This is a genomic window from Vibrio chagasii (genome assembly GCF_002954585.1).
Taxonomy (GTDB): domain Bacteria; phylum Pseudomonadota; class Gammaproteobacteria; order Enterobacterales; family Vibrionaceae; genus Vibrio; species Vibrio chagasii_A.
Genome location: NZ_MSCI01000001.1, coordinates 57077 through 78434 on the forward strand (window position 1 = coordinate 57077; position 21358 = coordinate 78434).

19 protein-coding genes are annotated in these 21358 nt (G+C 44.3%); 7 read left to right on the forward strand and 12 right to left on the reverse strand.

The window, feature by feature from the left end; all coding sequences use genetic code 11:
- Positions 1-615 precede the first annotated feature (615 nt).
- On the reverse strand, positions 616-2130 hold the full coding sequence (locus BTO10_RS00285; protein ID WP_105023141.1) for a DUF3612 domain-containing protein: 1515 nt from the start codon (positions 2128-2130) through the stop codon (positions 616-618).
- Positions 2131-2314: 184 nt separating this feature from the next.
- Here BTO10_RS00285 and BTO10_RS00290 point away from each other — a divergent pair, with 184 nt between their 5' ends.
- Positions 2315-2914 carry a malate synthase gene (locus tag BTO10_RS00290; protein ID WP_004740081.1) on the forward strand — a complete coding sequence of 200 codons (600 nt, stop codon included), beginning with the start codon at positions 2315-2317 and terminating at the stop codon, positions 2912-2914.
- Between the two features lie 119 nt (positions 2915-3033).
- Here the strand turns inward: BTO10_RS00290 and BTO10_RS00295 are convergent, their stop codons facing one another.
- From BTO10_RS00295 to BTO10_RS00320, 6 genes are all read right to left on the reverse strand, one after another.
- Complete coding sequence (locus tag BTO10_RS00295; RefSeq protein WP_105023142.1) at positions 3034-4050, reverse strand: GGDEF domain-containing protein; 1017 nt, start codon at positions 4048-4050, stop codon at positions 3034-3036.
- A 422-nt stretch (positions 4051-4472) separates the two neighbouring features.
- Entirely contained in the window at positions 4473-4685 is a 213-nt protein-coding gene (gene cspE, locus BTO10_RS00300) for a transcription antiterminator/RNA stability regulator CspE (RefSeq protein WP_004740083.1), read from the reverse strand.
- A gap of 362 nt (positions 4686-5047) precedes the next feature.
- Complete coding sequence (locus tag BTO10_RS00305) at positions 5048-6325, reverse strand: cytosine deaminase (protein WP_105023143.1); 1278 nt, start codon at positions 6323-6325, stop codon at positions 5048-5050.
- 9 nt (positions 6326-6334) lie between these two features.
- Entirely contained in the window at positions 6335-7573 is a 1239-nt protein-coding gene (gene codB / locus BTO10_RS00310; RefSeq protein ID WP_105023144.1) for a cytosine permease, read from the reverse strand.
- Between the two features lie 706 nt (positions 7574-8279).
- Positions 8280-9503 (reverse strand): HlyD family secretion protein, encoded by a 1224-nt coding sequence (locus BTO10_RS00315; protein ID WP_105023145.1) that lies wholly within the window; start codon positions 9501-9503, stop codon positions 8280-8282.
- Complete coding sequence (locus BTO10_RS00320; RefSeq protein WP_004742350.1) at positions 9497-9847, reverse strand: hypothetical protein; 351 nt, start codon at positions 9845-9847, stop codon at positions 9497-9499. The genes BTO10_RS00315 and BTO10_RS00320 overlap by 7 nt, the downstream gene beginning before the upstream one ends.
- Before the next feature lie 133 nt (positions 9848-9980).
- On the opposite strand from BTO10_RS00320, the gene BTO10_RS00325 reads away from it, so the two are divergent.
- The gene (locus tag BTO10_RS00325) at positions 9981-10988 is read left to right on the forward strand and encodes an AraC family transcriptional regulator (protein WP_105023146.1); all 1008 of its coding nucleotides are present in this window, start codon (positions 9981-9983) and stop codon (positions 10986-10988) included.
- Between the two features lie 7 nt (positions 10989-10995).
- On the opposite strand, the gene BTO10_RS00330 is transcribed toward BTO10_RS00325, so the two are convergent.
- Both BTO10_RS00330 and BTO10_RS00335 read right to left on the reverse strand, forming a co-directional pair.
- Complete coding sequence (locus BTO10_RS00330; protein WP_105023147.1) at positions 10996-11886, reverse strand: urea transporter; 891 nt, start codon at positions 11884-11886, stop codon at positions 10996-10998.
- Between the two features lie 82 nt (positions 11887-11968).
- On the reverse strand, positions 11969-12628 hold the full coding sequence (locus BTO10_RS00335) for a pyridoxamine 5'-phosphate oxidase family protein (protein WP_105023148.1): 660 nt from the start codon (positions 12626-12628) through the stop codon (positions 11969-11971).
- A 90-nt stretch (positions 12629-12718) separates the two neighbouring features.
- Between BTO10_RS00335 and pdxR the strand changes: the two genes are divergently transcribed.
- The gene (gene pdxR, locus BTO10_RS00340) at positions 12719-14179 is read left to right on the forward strand and encodes a MocR-like pyridoxine biosynthesis transcription factor PdxR (RefSeq protein WP_105023149.1); all 1461 of its coding nucleotides are present in this window, start codon (positions 12719-12721) and stop codon (positions 14177-14179) included.
- Between the two features lie 15 nt (positions 14180-14194).
- Here the strand turns inward: pdxR and yjeH are convergent, their stop codons facing one another.
- Positions 14195-15460: an L-methionine/branched-chain amino acid transporter gene (gene yjeH, locus BTO10_RS00345; RefSeq protein WP_105023150.1), complete on the reverse strand. Its 1266-nt coding sequence runs from the start codon at positions 15458-15460 to the stop codon at positions 14195-14197.
- A gap of 238 nt (positions 15461-15698) precedes the next feature.
- Here yjeH and BTO10_RS00350 point away from each other — a divergent pair, with 238 nt between their 5' ends.
- From BTO10_RS00350 to BTO10_RS00360, 3 genes are all read left to right on the forward strand, one after another.
- Positions 15699-16160, forward strand: coding sequence for an Lrp/AsnC family transcriptional regulator (locus tag BTO10_RS00350; RefSeq protein WP_105024217.1), 462 nt, complete (start codon positions 15699-15701; stop codon positions 16158-16160).
- Entirely contained in the window at positions 16154-17074 is a 921-nt protein-coding gene (locus tag BTO10_RS00355) for a LysR family transcriptional regulator (protein WP_105023151.1), read from the forward strand. The genes BTO10_RS00350 and BTO10_RS00355 overlap by 7 nt, the downstream gene beginning before the upstream one ends.
- 113 nt (positions 17075-17187) lie before the next feature.
- Positions 17188-17802, forward strand: a complete 615-nt coding sequence (locus tag BTO10_RS00360; protein WP_102424705.1) for a LysE family translocator — start codon at positions 17188-17190, stop codon at positions 17800-17802.
- 93 nt (positions 17803-17895) lie between these two features.
- Here the strand turns inward: BTO10_RS00360 and BTO10_RS00365 are convergent, their stop codons facing one another.
- On the reverse strand, positions 17896-19059 hold the full coding sequence (locus BTO10_RS00365; RefSeq protein WP_105023152.1) for an alpha/beta hydrolase: 1164 nt from the start codon (positions 19057-19059) through the stop codon (positions 17896-17898).
- 47 nt (positions 19060-19106) lie between these two features.
- A complete protein-coding gene (locus tag BTO10_RS00370) occupies positions 19107-19337 on the reverse strand; it encodes a hypothetical protein (protein ID WP_008217274.1) in 231 nt (76 codons plus the stop codon).
- Between the two features lie 273 nt (positions 19338-19610).
- On the opposite strand from BTO10_RS00370, the gene hcp reads away from it, so the two are divergent.
- Complete coding sequence (gene hcp, locus BTO10_RS00375) at positions 19611-21272, forward strand: hydroxylamine reductase (protein ID WP_105023153.1); 1662 nt, start codon at positions 19611-19613, stop codon at positions 21270-21272.
- Positions 21273-21358: the final 86 nt, after the last annotated feature.

Below are 21358 nucleotides of genomic sequence, written 5' to 3' on the forward strand. Positions count from 1 at the left end.
GAGGGCGCTAAGCTGAGCGTCGTTCCTGGGAAACATCTCCAGTCTCTTTAGAATCGAATAAACGCGAATATTGAGTATCAATGTTCGCGTTTTTTTATACATGATGTTTTGAAAAGGAGAGAGCTGGTGGAGGCTAAACCTATTGAATAAACTAAAAACAGTGATTTGACTCAAGGGTAACCAATTTTTAATGATTGTTTAATAACAACATAATCACTAGCGTTTTTGTTGTTATTTGCAATTTGCAATTCCAGTTTGCAAAACAAACAGGAATTTACGGCTAATACGTGTCCAGATGCGTAGTAAATAGGTGTTTTAAAAGTTGGCACGTATGCTGCATTGTTATAGGTGACCCTTCTTAAGCCGAGGGTCACCTAGCCAACTGACGTTGTTAGTGAACCTTTATTGTTCACACAAAATATATGACCAATCGCCCTTTTGTGATTGGTTTTTTTTTGCCTGAATTTGAGGTTCTATTTTTGTTTTACTTCTTACTCTCTTCCAAAACCAAGCAAACCGAATTATCCATTAACCCTGATTAGCTCGCTCAACTTTGCTAAGCAAAACAAGCAGAGCATGAATACTAAGATCCATGCTCTACTGGTTTCGCTATTATCACTCACCGCACTTTGAATAACAGCTTGGTTGGCGTGGGCACTCTCCGCCTCTGGAGCAGATAAGCCTCGCCTCTGTTTCAATCCCACGTTCAATCCAATTTATATTTAGAATCTTGGCTATTGTCGTGAGATCTTTCTTGATGTTACGTGGGATAGCTACAGAGCCGCCATTATTAACGCATGAAGCCTTAAGCTGCTCTGCTATTTCTCTTGAATTACCGCCTTGGGCATCAATCGCAGGGTTGAGGTCTATGCCTGCACACAATACGCGATTGTTACCCGCTGGATCCGTCATATTGATGGATTCACAACAGTAGATTCTTGGCTCCTCTCCCACATTCAAAATGGAGATTTGAGCCGAGCTACCCGCACGGGGCTCAGATAATCGACGGAACACAGCCCAATGTTGACATGGGTCGGCGACCGTTCTCATATTTCCCCAAGGCAGTGGAATCCCGTTCCCGCGGTATACGGCCTTGAGTTTCCCCGGTCCATAAGCATCAAAGTAGTGCCAGTGAGGGTAGGGCGATACTACCGTCATTCGACGCATCGCAACAGAGGGGGAAACCCCTGCTCTTTTGTGAACGTCGATTTCATAACCGGTACGGTCAAGTAACTGTCTGAATGGAACTTTAGGGCACAGTAGCGCTCCAGCAAAGAAGCTGGATTCAAAATCTCGCCATGCTTGCAAAATATCTTGAGAGTTGAGTTGGGAGGAGCCTGACACTTGAGTGTCGTCCCATGTGTTGTTATTACCAACAGACAACACACTCTTTAACCCTTCTTTGCTATGCAAAATGCAATGGCCGATGTAAACCGACAAGTCGTATTTCAAACGCGTTGGATACTCTTTGAGGATTTCATTTAAGAAGATGGTGCTAGGCGGTTCAAAGAAGGACGTTACCAACTGTTTGGCGTTGATTCCAAGTTCATCGACTACATCTTGCGGTGTACGTGTTACCCAGCGGATGTTGATTCCGAGGCTTCTAGCGATGTCTATCAGGTCTTCTATGTTGAGGTTGAGTCGTTTTAGGCCTACCTCTTCAGCAGCGCGTTCAAGGTCAGGGAAGTGGTTCTGGTGGCTCTCTTGGTGGGCTCTAATTAATAGATGCGCGAATTGCCGCCCAGAGATACCTGTTTGTGACAACATCTCTGGTATCGCAATTTGCAGGATGTCGTTAGAGAAAAGGAAGCTAGGCTCAAGAGCCATACCGCTAATCCCGCCTCGATTACCTTTGTCGGGAGCAATGGCCTGCTGTTCTGATTCATCGTCAAGAAACCATGTTGGGCTCTTTTGGAAGACCTGAGCAATCACTTCAAGCATATCGATGCTTGGGACTCGCTTTCCACGTTCAATCATAGAGAGGTAAGAAACGGAAGGTGCATACTCTGGGTTGATTCTAATACAACGCGCAGACAGATCTTCCATCGTTAAATGGTTACGCTTCCTAAGGTTACGTATCTTGGTACCTAGAAAATGTGACTGACGAACTAAACTTTTTGACAAGGCCATATTTGTAAAATTCACATTGTAAAATTTTTGTTGTCAAATTGTATGTAAAAAAGCGCTAATCTACAAACTAAGCAATTCACAAAACGATAAATAAGTTAATCGTTCGTTTGGAATAATTGCTCTAGGACTCATTTTTGCGTTAAAAATCGGTGGTTTTCACCGGACTAGTCAAGAGGGAAAGACTATGAATATGCTTACATTCGATAAAACAGAAATCCAAAAACAATCAAAGCCATTTATCGCTGAAGCTGTCTTTGCCGTGGAGACAATCAGTGCAAACCAGCAAAATGAGAAACAAGTGAAAGCAAAGCAACTGCTTGACCGTCTATTTCCTCTTGAGCATGGCTCTCACCAAGACGTAACGAGCTACGTAGTCGATTACCGTCATATCATGGCTTACTTCAAAGACGGACAGCATAGCGGCCTAAAACACCCTAAGCACTTTGTAGCCTACATGGGTGAGAAGAGCGACCCTGATTCAATCTTGTTCCGTGATGGTAGCGGAAGTCACTTAGAAGTGATGTTTGGTTGTCACAAAGGTACTGGCTGCATTGAACTGGTAGAGATTGATGATATCCAATTGGAATCTTGCACGACATTCGGTCAAGCTCCAACTGAAGCAACGAATACGACTTTACAACAAGAAACTATTGCTGCGATGCGCCACTGGATCAGCCTAGTTAAAGGCGATGAAAAGGGTAAGCCAAAGGCGTGCAGTGAAGATAAAGAATTTAGAGCAAAAAGTGGTGAAGACTACTGCCTTAACTACTGCTTCCAAATTTAAAGCCTAGTTCTCAGAACACAGTAAAAAAAAGCCCCAAAGGTAACGCCTTTGGGGCTTTCTAGTTTTAATTAGTATTCACCACGCGTATTTGGCTTCAATCGCCGAGCAAGTGATTGTCTTTAAAGTGGCATAACGCGATTACGGCCGAGTGTTTTGGCTTCGTAAAGCAACTTATCTGCGCGTTCAATCAATGAATGTGGTGACTCTCCAGGTTCAAGTTCAGCCACACCGAAAGAAGCAGTAATATTTCCGACTTGTTCACCACTGCGACGGTCTTTAATCGATAGCTTCTCTAACGAACGACGGTTAGTGTCAGCCAGTTGGCGTGCGATGCGTACTGATTTATTCGGCACAATCAGTGCAAATTCTTCACCGCCAAAGCGATAAGCAGAAATGCCTTCACGGCAACTTAGCTTGAGTTTACGAGCGATGCCTTTTAGAACCATGTCGCCAAATAGGTGACCATAGGTGTCGTTGAAGTTCTTAAAATGGTCGATGTCGAGGAGAATCAAACAAAGAGACTGGTTCGCTTCGCAGAGCGTTTCTAAGTCGCGGTCGAAAGAGCGACGGTTGTATAGGGTGGTGGTGCTGTCAAATAGTGCGTCTTTCTGTACTTCAACAAGCTGGCTTTTGAGCTTAGAGATTTCAGAGGTCGCTGAGTTGAGCTGAGAATTCAAGAATTGAGTTGAATGACGGATGTTTCGAGACTCAGAAACAAGCTGACGTACTAGAGACATCACCTCGTCGATAGAGAGGCTTTCATTTTCCACACGAGACAGATCCTCAAAGCTCTTATCGATCATATCCGAGAAAGCCGAAGTATCCGTCAGAGTATCATTCATCGAGTTTGATAGTTCAGATACCAATAGTTCCAAGTTAGCGCGCAGATCATTGATATTGGTTTCTGATTTGCTGGCAACGTAATTGTTGTAAAGTTGTTCACCAACAGCAGGAGGGCAGATGCCATAATGCTCCAGCACGCCATCCATCTCTTTAGTCAGTTGCGGAATCGCATTATCGACATAGGTGTACCAAAGGGCGTAATTTGCAGGTGTGGTCGACACCCTGTTCTTCATCATAAGAGGCACCGCTTTCTTTAGATTAGCGGTGGATTTCTGAAATTCGTCTTTGTTCATTATTTTTACTGCAGATATCAAACCAACTAAAGCCACTTGTGGACAAGGTTAGCGGATTTCGAGGAGCTTTGCTTTAAAAATTATATAATTAATGGATGAGGGTTGGATAAATTACTCATTTTTATTATGCATATCGATTGCGTACTTATAACGGCGATCTAATGGATTGTTCTTTAACCATATTTTGAGTTATTCACTTTGCAACAGCGATGTAGATAGCAGAACCAAAGCTAGGCAAGGATTTGGAGAAATGACGCTTTATGTGGGTGAGCCAAAGTGAGTTCGTTTGTTAGAACTGCGAGTGATTTAAGCGTGGGGTAGAGGAAGCGCTCAGCAGTAGGAGGGAGGCAGAAACTTTTCGACAGATACAAAAAAGCGCCGATAAAAATCAGCGCTTTAAAATTCTTTTTAGCTAATGCTAATTATTGAGCAACAACGTTTGCTGCTTGTAGGCCTTTTTGACCGTTTTCAACTTCGAAAGAAACCTTTTGGCCTTCTTTCAGAGTTTTGAAACCTTCAGAAACGATAGCACGGAAGTGTACGAATACGTCAGCGCCGCCGTTGTCTTGAGAAATGAAGCCGAAACCTTTCTCTTCGTTAAACCATTTTACAGTGCCAGTATTTGTGTTAGACATAATTTGTCCCTTATTCATAAATTTTCTAAATTGTTGATTGCATTCAATGCAATGCGCTGATAATTGAATTATTTAATATTGCTAAGAAATAAGGAAAAACTACTTACAAAAACGGGTAACGATTTTACATGTCAATTTTTTACTATTCATCTAACTTAAATAACTCCGGCTAACAGAGCGAGTGCATGTTAACACAGTCTTTCGAGATGTACACACATTGATTGCGAAATCAGTGTTTTTTTTGTCATACCGTGCGAATCCACAAAAAACACACTGAATTAGTGATAGTTTTATTGCTTCGCACAACACAACAAAAGGAAGCATCTCAGCTTCCTTTTATTCGATCATAATTATAGACGATATTAGCGTTTAAAGCTTACATCTTCCGTTTTATCTAGATTAATTTTGGTCTTTGCTGGTTGTGTCTCTGCGATCACTTTACCGTGACGTACTGAGTACTGCACAGGCACTTGACGACGTACTGCATCAAAACCGTTTTCAGCAGGAAGAATCAGTAGGCTACCAGGCTTGCCTTCTTCGATACCGTAGTTGTCTTGGATGTTCAGTGTGCGAGCAGAGTTTTTGCTAATCAAATCAAGCGAGTTGTTGATTTGGTCGTAGCCCATAACTTGAGTCACATGCAGGCCCATATGCAGTACTTGAAGCATGTTTGCTGTGCCTAGTGGGTACCATGGGTCAAAGACATCATCGTGGCCAAAACAAACGTTGATGTTGGCAGCGAGCATCTCTTTCACGCGAGTTACGCCACGACGTTTAGGGTAATCATCGAAACGACCTTGTAAGTGAATGTTCACTAACGGGTTTGCAACGAAGTTGATGCCAGACATTTTCAGCAGGCGGAATAGGCGAGATGCGTAAGCACCATTGTAAGAGCCCATCGCTGTTGTATGGCTTGCTGTTACCTTTTCACCCATTTCGAACTTGTGAGCTAGGGCTGCAAGTGTCTCAAGAAAACGAGATTGCTCGTCATCGATTTCATCACAGTGAACGTCAATCAAGCAGTTGTATTTACGTGCAAGTTCAAATACATAGTGTAATGATTCAACACCGTATTCACGAGTGAACTCAAAGTGTGGAATAGCACCGATAACATCCGCACCGATCTTCACCGCTTCTTCTAGAAGTTCTTTGCCGTTCGGATAAGAAAGAATGCCTTCTTGAGGGAATGCAACGATCTGGATGTCGACCCATTCTTTCATCTCTTCACGCACTTCAACCATCGCTTTTAACGCGACTAACGTTGGGTCAGACACGTCTACGTGAGTACGAACGTGTTGAACACCGTTGGCAATTTGCCATTTCAGAGTTTGCTTCGCACGTGACTTAACATCTTCAATTGAAAGCAGTTCTTTACGCTCCGCCCAACGCTCAATACCTTCAAATAAGGTACCAGAGATATTCCAGTTAGGCTCACCAGCTGTCTGAGTTGTGTCTAGGTGAATGTGCGGCTCACAGAAAGGAGAAACCGCAATGCCGCCTTGTGCATCAAGAGTTTCGCCCTGATGGTTGATTTGCGCGTCATTATCGAGAATGCGAGAAAATTGACCATTTTCAACCAGAATCTGTTTCAAGCCTTCTTGGTCTTGAAGTTTTGCGTTCTTGATTAATAAGGTTGTCATAGTGTGTCCTTAAGCGGCCTGAGATTTCAGAGCTTTTTTATTCAATAGAGGGTTTAGCACTAGGTAACTGATAGCACCGCCTAATACTGCGTTCAATGGAACAACGCCAGGAAGGAAGTGACCTGCTGCTACGCCTGTTGCAACCGCGATAATGCCAGCCCAGTTAACGGTTTGGAACTCCGCATTTGCAAAATCTTTGTAACGCTTACGGTTCGCGAAGAAGTCAGCGATGATTACGCCACCAATTGGTGGAATCGCTAGCGAAAGGAACGTTAGCCAGCCAACGAAGTTGTTGTATAACCAAAGCGCGAAAATGGTACCGATAATGCCGTTGATGATAGACATTGTAGTACTTGAGCGACCGGTGATGTTTGAGAAGCCTAGACCTGATGCGTACAGTGCGTTTTCGTTAGTCGTCCAGATGTTTAAACCTAGGACGATAATCGCCGGAAGTAGAAGACCTTGTGCGATCATAACATCAGAAATATCAGCTTGGCCTGTAGCAGCAGCACCGGCTGCACCGAAGATGAACATCAGTGAGTTACCGATGAAAAATGCGACCATAGTAATGAGTACCGCACTTGCTGGTTTCTTACCGAAGCGCACGAAGTCAGCCGTTAATGTACCTGCACTCACAAATGAACCCACAACCATCGCGAGCGCAACAGAGAAGTCCATTGGCGTTTCCGGCTTGATAAGCTGTAGCTGTTCTAGACCACCTACGCTGTCTACCGCTGTCAGCACAGAATAGCCGCCTAGAATCGCGATAGCAGGAACGGCAACCGCTGAAAGTACCATTAGCGCCTTGATGCCGAAGTACACTGTACCTGTCATTAACAAGCCCGATACGATGATCAGTGTGTTGGTATCGATGCCTGTCGCTTTTTGTACCGGAATTGCAAACATAGCCACACCTACGCCAAACCAACCGACTTGTGTGCCGCCAAGTAAGGCTGAAGGAAGCCATGAGCCTTTGGTACCGAAAGAGAAACGAGCTAGGAGGTGAGTTGAGAGGCCAGTAGATGAGCCGATGTAGCCAAGAAAAGAAGTGTAAATACCGAGAATTAGGTTACCGATGAGAACGGCGAGGAAGAAATCGTTGAATGAAAGGCCTGTCCCGAGTGAACCACCTGTCCACATACTTGCAGAGAAGAAAGTGAGTCCAAGCATTACCATGGTGAGTGAAGCAACTCCTTTCCTAGCCGATGTTGGAACCGGCCCTAGACTGTAGTTATTATCAGCAGCCATTTTTTAACCTCCGCAAATGATCAAAATTAAAATTAACGGTCGCCATATTGCAGGCAAACGTGCGCATTATGGTGATATAAATCACATAGTCAATGCTAAATTTGTCAATAGTCGGTCGTTAAAACCAGTTTTTGGTCAAATTTACATATAAAACATAAGGTTATTTTTATGAATTATCTCATAGGAATTAATAGAAAACGTTTTCTATCACTTGTTGGTGGCTAACAAGGTGTAGGTTGAGTATGAATGTTGATTGTTATTGGTATGAATGGTTATCTGTATACAGGGAATGCAAGCTTGGTAAACGATAGGTAAAAAAATAGCCAATCGCAATAACCGCGATTGGCTTATATATTTTGTGAACAAGTATAGGTTCACTAACAACGTCAGTTGGCTAGGTGACCCTCGGCTTAAGAAGGGTCACAGACTACATTGCAGTTAGTGTGCCAACTCTAACAACCTTGATTATCGACTGTTTGATAGCAATTTGGTGCGTATTTAAGCGCTTTCTTAGCATTTTGAAATTGGGTTTTTGCGTAATGCGAATGCATTTTGCGAATTACTATTGGTTTGACGATAAATAGTAGGGGGGGACAAGCTGTTGGCTCTTCTTTCTGAGTTAAGCTTATTGGTTTGTATTCAAGAAACGAAAAGCCCGAGTGATCAGTGATCACTCGGGCTTGGTGTTTCTAATCCATGAAGGTGGTTAGATAGAGTAGAAGAAGTACAGTTGAGACTTCATTCTGATGATGATGCCACGAATAACATCCAGGAAGGCCATAAAGCTAATTGGCTTCTCACCACTAACCCAAGCAAGCCCTACTGAGCCGACAGGGATGTCGTAACCTTCTGTTTCATCAATCTTCAAACGAACGAAGTGATGCTTGTTCTGAAGGTTTCGACCTGTGGTTACTCGAACCTGTTCATCGATACCTAATAAGCTGGCTTGTGCCTCACCCGTTGCTTCCACAATTCCTTCAACTGTCGCAGAGAAGATTTTCCCTGGGTATACCGCTGTTGCGAACTCCGCAGGCTGACCGACTTTGATGTTGCGAATCGCTTGGTGGTTTACTCGCATTAACACGTATTTCTCTTCGGTATACATTTGTATACGAGGCATCATCGAAACACGTTGCCCTTCACGAAGAATAAAGTTGGTAACAAAGCCATCTGATGGCGCCGTTACTTTCGTGCTATTCAAGTCCCATTGTGCTTTTGCCAACGTCGCTTTTGCAGAGTCGACCTCGGTTTGCTTCTTACTTACATTGGTTTCGGCTTTGTGGATGTTTAATTTAGCGTTCTCCGCATCTACTTCTTTCTTACTCAACTGAGATTCAAGTGTAGTGACGTTGTGTGTTGCTAAGTCCACCTTTGCGGTTTGTTGGTCGATGTCAGACTCTGTAATGGTGTGCTCAACCACACTGTTTTGCTTTTGATAACGATCCAGTGTCTTAGACTGCAAAACTAAGTCGGTTTTTGCTGATTCAATTTGTGCTATCGAAGCTTTGATGTCCTCAAGCGCTGATTGGTAGCTGACTTTTGCAATGCTGACTTCTTGGCGAGCTGTGTCTAACGCTACCTCTGCTGACTCAAGTTGAACCTTCGCCTTATCTCGAGCGATCACATATTTGGTGTCGTCAATCTCATAGATCAACTGACCTTCAGCTACGTCTTGGTTTGGGTGAATATGAACTTTCGTGGTTTTTCCTGTCACATTGGTTGAATCTGGACGTAATTGAATATGGGGAGATTGAACGACGGAACCACCTGAGAGGTCCATTGGCGTAAAGTTAATCAGTCCTACCCACACAAATAGCAACCAAGAAGTACCACCTAGGTACGCAAAGGCTTTCGTTCCTTTATTCCAAGGCATGCCAATTAGCCTCAGTAAATAAATGAACAGTGCCCAAATAGCTAAGCCTTCTAACATGCTTGCTTCTCCTCGTCTTTGTTATCAGCGTTACTGGTTTCTTTCGGTGTTGCGGGGGCTTTCCATGTATCCCTAAGGTTGATGATTGCTTTTTCCATATCAACGAATGCCAAAATGACGGCGAGTACCCACACCCAGTGCCATAAAAAGCCAATCCAAGTGAGCGCGGTGATCAAACCGAGTTGTTGATGCTCTTTACTGTGAGCCTTGTTGATAGGTAGTTCATGGACACGCCAGAACCCGTAACATGCAGCTGCAATCGTTGCGACGAGTACAACACCTGCAACCACATGTAGCACTGTGTCAGCGCCAGTTCCAACAAATGGGACACTTACTAAACTCATTGATATACCCTAGGTTAAATTGAGCGCTGAGTGTGATTGATATCAGATTTATAGGTTGCAAATTTACTAATTACTTTAATAATGACACCTATATGAGGTGATCTGTAATTGTGTTGGCTGGGGTTTGCGACGAATGAATAATTGTAACTTCTTAAGAGCATTAGGAATTTTAGGTATATATCAGTACGCAGCGGTGAATCGTGAGCTAGATATGGATTCTTTAGGCATTCCCAAATCGGTATTTGCTAACGCTATGAACCTAATTCCGGTCAATGAAGTGGATAAATGGTATGGCTTACTTGAGCAGAAAACGGATGATCCAGACATCATCTTAAAGCTTGCTGATAGAGTCGATATCGAGAAGTTAGGGCCACTTGCTAACTGGTTTTTCTCTGGACACGACCTAGCTTCGACCATTCGACGCGTTAACATCGGGCTGCATTGTCTGCAGTCGGGCGCGTTCTTATATGGGGCGCAAGTGGGTAACTTGATTAAGTGGTGTTATGACAACCCTGAATACTCCGAGACTGGCAAGGTACACGATTCAGTACGTGTTGCGATCTTTATGATGAAAATATTAAGGCGTTATCTCGGGCCTGATTTCGTGCCTTCTGCGGTTTCTATTGCCGGACATCGAGAAAATACTGAGCTTTATCACGAGTACTTTGGTTGCAATATTCAATGGGGACAACCAAGAACTGAGGTATGGATACCGAGTAAATCTAGGCTATCTATGAATCACTCACCGTCAGAAGGGAAAATGAGTTTAGCGATGAATTTCCATGATTTAGATAACTATCTCAATATGCCAGACGCAGGTGATGAACATAAGGTGACCTATGAAATGATCAACTATAGTCGCCATTTTGGCTTACCAACGTTGAACAAGGTTTCGAGTTTACTTGGTTTGTCTGAGCAGCAGTTTCAGCGACGACTGCACAAGCTCGGGGTCAACTTTTCCACTATTATGGGTTACGCATTGAGTAACGTTGCCGTTGAGTTGTTGAGTTATTCATTGCCGGTTGAAGAGGTGGCGAGACGCCTCGGCTATACCAACGTGGCAAGCTTTACGCGAATGTTCAAAAAGCACCGTGGCTTGACTCCGAAGCAGTATGTCGAAAGGTTTAGAACCGGCTTATAGAGCGATATCAGGTGTGTTGTTTGCTCGATAAGTACACCATGACCCAAGTGCTGAGAATGAAAGGTGCGGTTAGCGGCAGTAAGTTAAGAGTGTGGAATATGAGTGTCACTAAACAACTAAGTACACCGCCTAATATCGCCCAACCCCATGAAACTCTTGGATATAGAATCAATGCGAGTGTCGCTAGCACAGCATTGTATCCATATAGCCCTTGAGCGATCAGTTCGCCATCTGCGCCAATTACCTCACTAAACAGAGTACTGATGGCTACTGCCAACACTACCCAAATAGCGTTTCGGATGTTGTTGAGCATGATCGCTACTAAAATAATCAGCCCCGTCCACGTATTGTTGACAAAGCTGACTTGGCTGACTCCTTTAAGCATGGTCACGATAAAAGGGGGGAGGTGAATCTCTAAATTTGTCGCTGTGTGGATGTGTGGAGCTTGCTCATCGACAGAAGGAGAAAATACCGTTAGATCTAAGCTCCACTGAGCCACATAAATTAACCAAGATGTTATGACGAAAGCGCTGGTATAGCCGAGGTACTTTTTAAAGCCAAATACCACGGTTGCTATGGGTACAGTGAACAGTGCACCTAAGAAGGTAACTATCACCAAGACGGGTGTGATCCCAAATATATTACCGATAAACAGTGCGACAAGTGCACCATTCAACGCATACATTCCATTATTGATGTTATCGATTGGCTTCCTACTATAGTAAGCAAACACATAACTGCTCGCTGCGCCGAATAGTGTGAGGGCTGAGAGGGGAAGGGATTCGACTGAGATGGCAATCAGAAATAAAACCGACGTGATGATTGTTGGAGTGAAGTAGACTTGCCCAATACCATTGAGCAAGCCCTGATGTTGTTGAAAGTCCTTATTCGTCTGCATCGCTCGGCTACGTTATTTACTGATGTTAAATTTTTGATAACCAGATTGTATACAATTTTAACGTGTTGACCATTTCGGTCTGTTAATTTTGATACCAGCGTTCACCATAAGCTTGTTGATAATCTGGCTTTTCAATGAGCCCTTCCTGCTCAGTTACAGTTTCTAGTGGCCCCACAATAGTTCGATAGGGGAGTACACCCGCCCAAACCGGGATATCCATATCGGCTTTGTCATCATTCACACCATGCTTACCAATTTTTACTGATGCTTCGGTTAGCGGTATCGCCAATAACTCAGTCGCAGTGAGCTCTTTTTCATTGCTCAGTCTAACCTCGTCGGTTCTTCCTGGGGCTATCTGCTCAATGAAGATATTCAGCAAGCGATCCTTTTCTTGATTGTCGTCGACGACTGAAAATGATCCGAGCACCACAGCAGAACGATAATGGGCGCTATGATGAAAGGCTGAGCGAGCCAAGACCCAACCATCGAATAAGGTGAATGTTAAACAGGTTGGCTCGCCTTTCTTAAGCCCTTTTAGTAAGCGACTGTTTTTGGCGCCATGAATGTAGACCATGTCATCGACTCGCCACGCGAGCATCGGTATTACCATCGGGCCTTGTTCACCTTGTAATGCAATGTGCGCGATTAAGCTTTCATCAATGATCTGATGCAGTTTCTCTTGTTCAAATACGGCTTTGTGAGCCCCTTTTTTAATCGTGGTTCTTTTCGCGTTGGATAACATAATCGCTCCTTAATCATTGCCTTTTGATTAATGTAGCGATTAACTGGTCTATTAAATAGAGCCACTTTTAAACACTATTTGGATCCAGTTATGCAGCCTATCGATGTCGGTGACCTACAACTTAGTGAGCAACATGACACGCGTCAAACCGCTTTATTCCATGCGATCAGAGAGAAGATCGTTCAAGATTTATGGAGTAAAGGCAGCAAGTTACCTTCAACACGCAAGTTGGCTGTTGAGTTGTCGGTCAGCCGAAATACCGTGATCTACGCTTATGAGCAGTTAGTCACGGAAGGTTATATCGAAAGTCGAAAAGGTTCCGGTTTTTATGTGTCGGTCGAACAGCCCGAACATTTCTTGAACTCGCCTCAACCTAACCTTGTGCAAAAGACGAGTCAGTTGGCTACGCAGGCCGAGGTAGCACGTAGGAACATAAAGACAGCACTGGATATCAATGGTGGCTTTGCCCCTGGAGTGCCTGATCTCAACGCTTTTCCTTTTGCGAAATGGCAAAGGCTACTGCAGCGACATTCAACACGTCAAAATATTGCAGGCAACCAAGATGTCCAAGGAAGTGTGGCCTTGCGAGATGCGCTTAGTGGGTATCTTGCAAGTAGCCGATCTGTTCGTTGTCATGCTGATCGAATTATTATCACCGCGGGGGCGCAACAAGCGATTTCCATTGGTTTGATGGCGACGCTGATGACGGGGGATGAGCTATTGATGGAAGAACCTGGGTATCGACAAGTCCATAAAATCGTTGATCTGTTAAAGCTCAACTTAGACGGTGTGGCGGTACGAGAAAAGGTTGGGCTTGATATCGATAAAGTTCTTTCTAGTAAAGCCAAGGCTTTGTATGTCACCCCAAGTAATCAATACCCTATGGGGACTACGCTTAATACCGAGCAGCGTCTAAAACTGATTGATTGGGCGAACAAAAACCAATCTTGGATCATAGAAGATGACTATGACAGTGAGTTTCAGTTCGCGCACCGACCATATACCAGTATGCAAGGGTTGGCAGGCAAGCTTGGTTTGGATGACCGAATCATCTATGTTGGCTCACTAAGTAAGGTGATGTTCAATGGCCTTCGTTTGGGGTATTTGGTGGTTCCAGAGCACTTGGTTACTAAGTGTCTCGAGATAAAAGATGCGCTCAGTGGAGACACCGCAAGCCATACTCAAGAAGCATTGGCTGATTTTGTTCGTGAAGGTGATTTATTACGACATATCAGGAAGATGCGCCGTTCGTACAAACTCAAGTACGAATCGATGATTGATGCTATTGAAAGTGAGTTTAATGGTGACCTTGAGGTAATAAGCCAAGCGGCGGGACTGCATGTCACCGTCAAATGGGATGGTGGCATTTCTGAATATGAATGGAGCCGAAGAGCTGAACTCGACAATATTATTATTCGACCATTTTCTTTTTACGAATATGGCTCGAGTGTTGAGCGCGATTGGAATGGGGCGTTATTGGGTTTTGGGAATGTTCGTTTGGCAGAAATAAAGCCGAAGATCAAAGCGATCGCTCGGCTTTTTTATCAATAAAGGGATCAATAGTGCTTATAACTTATCGATGGAGACGGTGGGTTTACCAAACCACTTTTGCCAAGGGAGTGACAATGTCACAAAAATCGTCACAGCATACAGCATTGACCAACTTAGGCAGATAAACACGACAGTACAGATAACCAACGAAAGCATCGCCGTGTACCTAGATGTACCTTTCAGAAGTTGGCAAGCAGCTAGCATTGCGAGCAGATAAACCAGAACAAAAATTCCGTTAGCGAGTTTTAGAAAGAACTCAAGATCTAGATTGGACAGCTCGCCAATCACACATGAAATCAGAGCGATAACGCCGATTGCTAACGTTGGGTATAGTGGCACTCCGCGGCTATTGAGCTGTGCCATTTTGCCATCAGGTCGATGCTGACGAGCCTGAGCCCAGACCATTCGTGACAAGCTTTGGGTGTATAGATTCAGGCTAGCGAAACAGGCAAAGAAACCAAGAACACTGATAACAGCTTTAAACCCATTACCAAACAGTTGTTCAGTTACCCATGGGATTGATGCGGCATCAAACTCCGCTGAGCCATACGCGCCTAGCTTTAGGATTACCACTGAACAGGCCCAATACACTAAGCCAGCAACGAAACAACCAACAACGATAGCAATAGGGAAATCACGTTGAGGGTTCTTGAACTCTTCCCCCATATGAGCAAAAGCTTCGATCCCGACAAAGCACCAAAACATCACGGCCAGTGCGGCGCCGATAGACCACATAGAGTCAGAGGATAGGCTCGGTATCGCTATATCGGCGACAGTGATCTCTGCCTTCCAAACGAAAGCGCTGACTAAGGCAAAGATCGAAAGGGCAATCACGGTTTGCAGGCGGCCTGAAGACTTACTGCCCATCAAGTTGACCACAATTAGTAAGGCCACGGTAAAAAATTGAGCGCCGAGTGGTGTGTCGAGCGGAGTTGGTAATAACTGTTGGGCAAAGCCGCCAGCTAGCGCGATAGCTGCTGGAATACCTACGGGTACTACACTAACAAACAACCAAGCGACACTCGTTTCCAATCGTTCACTAAACGCTTGGCGAACAAAATAGGCCGTGCCTCCCGCGTTCGGGTAGCGTTTACCTAGCGCGGCGAAAGTGAGAGCAATAGGGCAAATGGCGATAAACAGGATTAACCAGGCTAACAGTGACAATTGACCTGCAATACCTGCCGCGATAGCGGGAATCATAAATAGCCCAGTACCAAGCAAGGTCGTTGAAAGTTGCCCGATACCGGACATTAGCGTGATTTCTTGTTTTAGCTGGGTCATTCGCTCTCCTAGCCTGTGACGATTTTGATCTGTAAATGGAAAAGAGTGTGAATAAAAGCATACATTGTCGTCATCAATAATACAGCTAGCGAAACGTCGTAAGCCGCCGTCATTTTAACGGTATTTCGTGGATTAAGTGTCAAAGTGTCGGCTGACCTAACCAGCGACTGTTATAAGTTCAAGAGTTGTGTCAAATTAGGCGTGATAAATAGAACAATAAATGGGAAGAATCAAAAGCATGGATAAATTTGATCGCCAAATTTTGGATATCCTAAAAAGCAATGCTCGTTGCTCAGTGAGCGATATTGCGAGAGAAGTGAGCCTCTCTCGTTCGGCGGTGAATGCGCGAATTAAGAAGTTGGAAAGTGACAAAGTCATCAAAGGATACTGCGCTTTGGTTGATGAGCCCAACCAAACGAAAAACGTATGCGCTTATATTTCGTTGAAGTTCGACCTGTCGAGCAGTGACCATAGCTGCGAATCTTACGCAAACCAAATTCATGGTATTGACGGTGTGCAATGGTGCCACTCAATTAGTGGGGAGACCGATATGATGCTGTATGTCGAGGTCGAGAGTATGGAACGTTTAAATCAAGTTCGCGATCAGCTGCAAAGCTATCCAGAGCTTCGCCATCTAATGACTCATACTGTGTTGACCGAGTTTTTTAACAAGCTGAATTCGGCGGTACATTCATGCTAGGCAATATTAACTTAAATCTACTGCGTTCATTGCATATCCTTCTTGAGGAGTGTCATGTGAGTCGAGCCGCACAACGTTTGCATATCACACAATCAGCGGTGAGCCGCCAACTGAGCCAGCTACGAGATTTATGTGGCGACCCTCTATTAGTGCGTGATGGTAATAAGCTGGTGCCAACCAATCGAGCTATTTTGCTTAAAGAGAAACTCGATGACTTACTCGGTGAATTTGACCACTTGCTAGATGACAAACCATTTGAACCGCAAGAGTGGCAGGGTGAGTTTGTATTGTCTTCTAGTGACTATGTTGCTCAGTATATTTTGCCAGTGATTGTTGCCGAGGTATCAGCAGACGCGCCGAACATCAATTTGGCCTACCGTTTGTGGCAGCCAAACTACCTTGAATCACTCAATGAATCAGGAATCCACTTGGCTTCCAGCATGTTTCCTAAAAAGCCGGATCATGTATCGAGCATCAAGCTTGGAGAGGACAAATCGGTGTGTTTAATGCGCAAATCACACCCATTGGCTCAGAAAGAGGCGTTGAGCTCCGAAGATATTGTCCAGTACTCTCATATCAAGGTGACTGGAGGAGGGGACAAAGACAGCTACGCCGATATTGCATTGAAAAAGCAAGGGCTTAAACGCAGAGTGGCATTTAAGGTTCCTTTCTTTTCATCGGCAAGTAACGTGTTAATGCAAGACGATTATTTGATGATTGTACCTGAGCACATTGCCTATAACCTAGGTAGGCATCTTGAGGTTAAGTATTTTCCATTGCCATTCGAAACCGAAATGCACACCTATTGGTTAATGTGGCACCCGAAGTACGACAACGACTCTGCACATAAATGGGCTCGAGAAAAGGCGTTCGAGGCAATGCAAAAGTCGAGTTACAATATAAGTATGACTTAAAATCATAACCATGATGATTATCTTTGATTTCAAATAATACCAAGTGATAATTATGCTAACTATCAATGGTAAAGCGTTCAACTAGAACGTATGGTTTGACTAGGAATGGAATGATGACGGTAACAATTTGGTTTTCTTTATTGGCGATTTGCCTATTGGGAGCAATGTCTCCGGGGCCAAGTTTAGCAATGATCGCTAAACACAGCTTAGCTGGTGGTCGTATTAACGGGCTTATCGCTGCCTGGTCACACGCTGCGGGTATTGGTATTTATGCGTTTGCAACCATCGTAGGCTTGGCAGTGGTATTGGAGCAATCTCCAACGTTATTTAAAGGTATTAGCTTGGCGGGTGCAGCTTATCTGTTGTACTTGGGAGTAAATGCTCTGCGTTCGAAAGGTGGTGTAGCTGCCAAATTAGAGGCAGGTGAACAGATGAGCTACATGCAGTCTGCTCGTGAAGCTTTCTTAATCTCTATCTTGAGTCCTAAGATCGCACTGTTCTTCATCGCTCTGTTTAGCCAGTTTGTCGCGCTTGGCAATGAGCTGACCAACCAAGTGATTATTGTCTCGACTCCGCTGATTGTTGATGGTCTATGGTACACCTTCATCACCTTGGTGCTATCTAGCCCTCTCATTGTTGAACGAATCCGTTCAAAAGCGCAGTTGATTGATCGACTGTCAGGTATCGTTTTGATTTTGCTTGCTGTGCGTGTGGTGTGGACCATATAGCGTTAGGCAATCGACTTGCAATAACAAGAGATGTATTAAAAAAGCTCACAGCGAATCGCTAGTGAGCTTTTTAGTTTTTATGAGTTTGTCTGACTAACCTGCCGAGTTTAGCACTGAATCTAGTTTGGCCATCGAGTCGGAAAAGTAAGGGTTATACGTTAGGCGAGCGTGATTTTTACCTTCTTCACGGTATCCCCATGCTGAATACCACACTTCGCTGTTCGCATTACACTTTTCCTCAAAGCCCTCTTCTTGCCCGTTAGAGCAAATTTTCTCACTACCATTGATACCGTAATACGGATTGTTTGGTGAGAACAACAAGCCCATGTGAGAACCGTTTGAGATTCGTTGCTCTGGGATTTTCATGCTGTATTGCACAGCGCGAGGGTCATCGAGCTTAGTTTCCCCTTGCCATACCAAGACGTTATTCGGGTTTGGCATAGATTTAGTAAACGCCTGTTGAACGAAACTAGTGTCAATCACACTGTCGCCTTCACTCATCATAATGAACACTGGTTTGTCGAATTGCTTCTCTTTTAAGTCGTCACGAACGATTTCTGAGGTCTCGTAGTATACCGATGCTCCGTTCATTGGCAGTGAGTTATAACGCAGTATGTTGTCTTCAGGATCTTGGTCCGCCCAAGTCACAAAATAGCTCGCTAGCCCCGCGTATTGCACGGCCGATGAATTCGGTTGAAATGCAGGTGAAAACAGCAGTAACCCGGCGATCTTTGGATCTTTCATCGCTTGTGAAGTCACAAGGTTTGCACCGGTAGAGTAACCACCTAGCCATACTGAATCGTACTCTTGCTCAAGTAACTTAGTATGGTGAGCTACCACGCCTTGCCAATCTTCGAGATGCGGTTGCATTAAGTCACCTGCACGGCTGCCGTGGCCTGGAAGCAGCACGGTTCTCACCAAGTAACCTTGGTCGGCTAAATGTTCTGCAATGTCTTTGAACGAATACGGCGAGTCACCTAATCCATGGACCAACAGAACTGCTTTGCCATTAGGGGAGGTCGGTTTGTACTCAGTAGGTGAATTAAGTTGAACCTCTAGTTGCTTGTCTTTGGTGATGAATACACGGTTTTTTAATAGCCAGTCTTGAGTTTCAGTCACATAGGCATCGAAGCTGTCTTGCTGATATTCAGGTAGGCTTGGCGAAGCTTCGTAAGCTGGAGTGATGGTCTCGTTAGAGCATCCAACGAGACCTAAAGTCGTAATAGCGAGCAGAGTTAGGACGGTCTTTCTATGCATTATTTGGTGTAGTCTCTATCGTTGTTTTCTTGAAGCAAAAGCTTAGACTATTTTCTATTTGAAAGGTCTTCGTATTCACCTTCAATAACACCCGCATCAGATGTTGATGAGTGATGAGTGTTCATATGAGCAGCGAAGCCTTGTTTCTTCATTTGATTTTGAATGCGCTTGCCTGTGATTAATGCTGCAATAGCCAAAGGAATAGCAAGGATCAAGCTTGTGAATAGCGCCAAAAGGCCAGTAAATAGCGCAACAATCGTAACTAATATATTTTTCATATTCATTCCTCTTTTTCTATGTTGTTACTTTATCGCTCCTTTTCTGAACGAAACATGAACGCCGTAAAATAATTGCTGAGAGTCACTATGACACGTGTGTGTTTGCTTTGGCTCGTAAAATGTAGTCATAATCACGCACTAAAAATATGGTTTAAAGTTAATTGCTTAAAAATCAATGAATTAAAAGTTGGCACGCTTGATGCTCTATAGGGTTTGGAATAAGTCACTGTAAGCGAAGTACTTACAGCTAATAAAAATTACTGGAGCCCCCATATGTTCTGTATTCAATGTGAACAAACTATTCAAACACCTACTGTAAAAGGCTGTTCTTTCGCACAAGGTATGTGTGGAAAAACATCGGAAGTATCCGACCTTCAAGATGTGTTGGTGTATTCTCTTCAAGGTGTTTCTTTTTGGGCAAACTTAGGTCGCACTTGCGATGTTATTGATACTGAAATCGATGAGTGGGCGCCAAAAGCGTTCTTCGCGACACTCACTAACGTGAACTTCGACCCTGCTCGTATTATTGAATTTGCTCAACAATCTCACGAATTTAAACAGCGTCTAGAGCAAAAAGTTCGTGCAGCTGCGGCTCTAATCGGTTTCGAAATTCCAGCGCTTTCTCCTGCCGCGCAATTCGATCTTCCAACGGACTCTTCAGAGCTTTTAGCGCTTGCACCACAAGCTGCGGTTAACCGTGGTCATGAATCTCAACATGAAGATGTGATTGGTCTTCGTCTTCTTTGTCTATACGGCTTAAAAGGTGCAGCTGCGTATATGGAGCACGCTCGTGTTCTTGGGCAAACAGACAATGCTATCTTTGCTGAATACCATGAGATCATGGCTTTCTTAGGAACCGATCCAACTGACCTAAAACAGTTATTGGATACATCAATGCAGATCGGCTTGATGAACTACAAAGTAATGGAAATGCTAGACAAGGGTGAGACAGACACCTTTGGTCACCCACAGCCAACGACTGTGAATGTGAAGACTAAGAAAGGCCACTGTATTCTTGTTTCTGGTCACGACCTTCATGACTTAGAAAAGATTCTTCAGCAAACTGAAGGCAAGGGTATCAACGTTTACACCAACGGCGAGATGCTACCTGCACACGGTTACCCTGAACTGCACAAATACCCACACCTTGCGGGTAACTACGGCAGCGCTTGGCAGAATCAACAGAAAGAGTTCGCGAACTTCCCTGGCGCGATCGTAATGACCTCGAACTGCCTGCTTAACCCAGATGTTGGTGCTTACGCTGATCGTCTGTTTACACGTAGCATTGTAGGTTGGCCGGGTGTTGCTCACCTTGAGGGTGATGATTTCAGCGCGGTTATCGATTGTGCATTAGCTCAAGAAGGCTTCAAGCATGATGAGATCGAGCAGATGATCACTGTTGGTTTCGGTCGCAATGCGCTAATGGAAGCTGCACCTGCGGTTGTTGATCAAGTGAAAGAAGGCAACATTAAGCATTTCTTCTTGGTGGGTGGCTGTGACGGTGATAAATCTGAGCGTAGCTACTACACAGACTTCACCGCTCAAGCACCAGAAGATTCAGTTATCCTAACTTTGGCGTGTGGTAAGTTCCGTTTCAATAAAAACCAGTTTGGTGACATCAATGGTATTCCACGTCTATTAGATGTGGGTCAATGTAACGATGCGTACTCAGCTATTCAGCTTGCTTTAGCACTGTCTCAAGAGTTTGACTGTGGCATCAACGAGCTGCCGCTAACACTCGTCCTATCTTGGTTTGAGCAAAAAGCGATCGTTATCCTGCTGACTCTGTTTGCACTGGGTGTGAAAGGCATTTACACAGGTCCAACAGCGCCAGCATTCCTAACAGAAAACCTGCTTAAGATTATTCAAGACGAGTTCGACATGCGTTCTACCTCAACGCCAGAACAAGATCTTAAAACAATCCTAGCGGCTTAGTTCAAGCCAACTCATAAGCCTCGTTGTTGTAACGTTTTACAGAAGCGACAACGGCGGGGCTTTTTCGATTTTAATCTTTAGAGCAA

What these genes read in the sequence shown, in the direction of transcription:
- BTO10_RS00285 (WP_105023141.1), bottom strand. Translation starts at nt 2,130, where the DNA reads ATGGCCTTGTCAAAAAGTTTAGTTCGTCAGTCACATTTTCTAGGTACC.
- BTO10_RS00290 (WP_004740081.1), top strand. Translation starts at nt 2,315, where the DNA reads ATGAATATGCTTACATTCGATAAAACAGAAATCCAAAAACAATCAAAG.
- BTO10_RS00295 (WP_105023142.1), bottom strand. Translation starts at nt 4,050, where the DNA reads ATGAACAAAGACGAATTTCAGAAATCCACCGCTAATCTAAAGAAAGCG.
- cspE (WP_004740083.1), bottom strand. Translation starts at nt 4,685, where the DNA reads ATGTCTAACACAAATACTGGCACTGTAAAATGGTTTAACGAAGAGAAA.
- BTO10_RS00305 (WP_105023143.1), bottom strand. Translation starts at nt 6,325, where the DNA reads ATGACAACCTTATTAATCAAGAACGCAAAACTTCAAGACCAAGAAGGC.
- codB (WP_105023144.1), bottom strand. Translation starts at nt 7,573, where the DNA reads ATGGCTGCTGATAATAACTACAGTCTAGGGCCGGTTCCAACATCGGCT.
- BTO10_RS00315 (WP_105023145.1), bottom strand. Translation starts at nt 9,503, where the DNA reads ATGTTAGAAGGCTTAGCTATTTGGGCACTGTTCATTTATTTACTGAGG.
- BTO10_RS00320 (WP_004742350.1), bottom strand. Translation starts at nt 9,847, where the DNA reads ATGAGTTTAGTAAGTGTCCCATTTGTTGGAACTGGCGCTGACACAGTG.
- BTO10_RS00325 (WP_105023146.1), top strand. Translation starts at nt 9,981, where the DNA reads ATGAATAATTGTAACTTCTTAAGAGCATTAGGAATTTTAGGTATATAT.
- BTO10_RS00330 (WP_105023147.1), bottom strand. Translation starts at nt 11,886, where the DNA reads ATGCAGACGAATAAGGACTTTCAACAACATCAGGGCTTGCTCAATGGT.
- BTO10_RS00335 (WP_105023148.1), bottom strand. Translation starts at nt 12,628, where the DNA reads ATGTTATCCAACGCGAAAAGAACCACGATTAAAAAAGGGGCTCACAAA.
- pdxR (WP_105023149.1), top strand. Translation starts at nt 12,719, where the DNA reads ATGCAGCCTATCGATGTCGGTGACCTACAACTTAGTGAGCAACATGAC.
- yjeH (WP_105023150.1), bottom strand. Translation starts at nt 15,460, where the DNA reads ATGACCCAGCTAAAACAAGAAATCACGCTAATGTCCGGTATCGGGCAA.
- BTO10_RS00350 (WP_105024217.1), top strand. Translation starts at nt 15,699, where the DNA reads ATGGATAAATTTGATCGCCAAATTTTGGATATCCTAAAAAGCAATGCT.
- BTO10_RS00355 (WP_105023151.1), top strand. Translation starts at nt 16,154, where the DNA reads ATGCTAGGCAATATTAACTTAAATCTACTGCGTTCATTGCATATCCTT.
- BTO10_RS00360 (WP_102424705.1), top strand. Translation starts at nt 17,188, where the DNA reads ATGACGGTAACAATTTGGTTTTCTTTATTGGCGATTTGCCTATTGGGA.
- BTO10_RS00365 (WP_105023152.1), bottom strand. Translation starts at nt 19,059, where the DNA reads ATGCATAGAAAGACCGTCCTAACTCTGCTCGCTATTACGACTTTAGGT.
- BTO10_RS00370 (WP_008217274.1), bottom strand. Translation starts at nt 19,337, where the DNA reads ATGAAAAATATATTAGTTACGATTGTTGCGCTATTTACTGGCCTTTTG.
- hcp (WP_105023153.1), top strand. Translation starts at nt 19,611, where the DNA reads ATGTTCTGTATTCAATGTGAACAAACTATTCAAACACCTACTGTAAAA.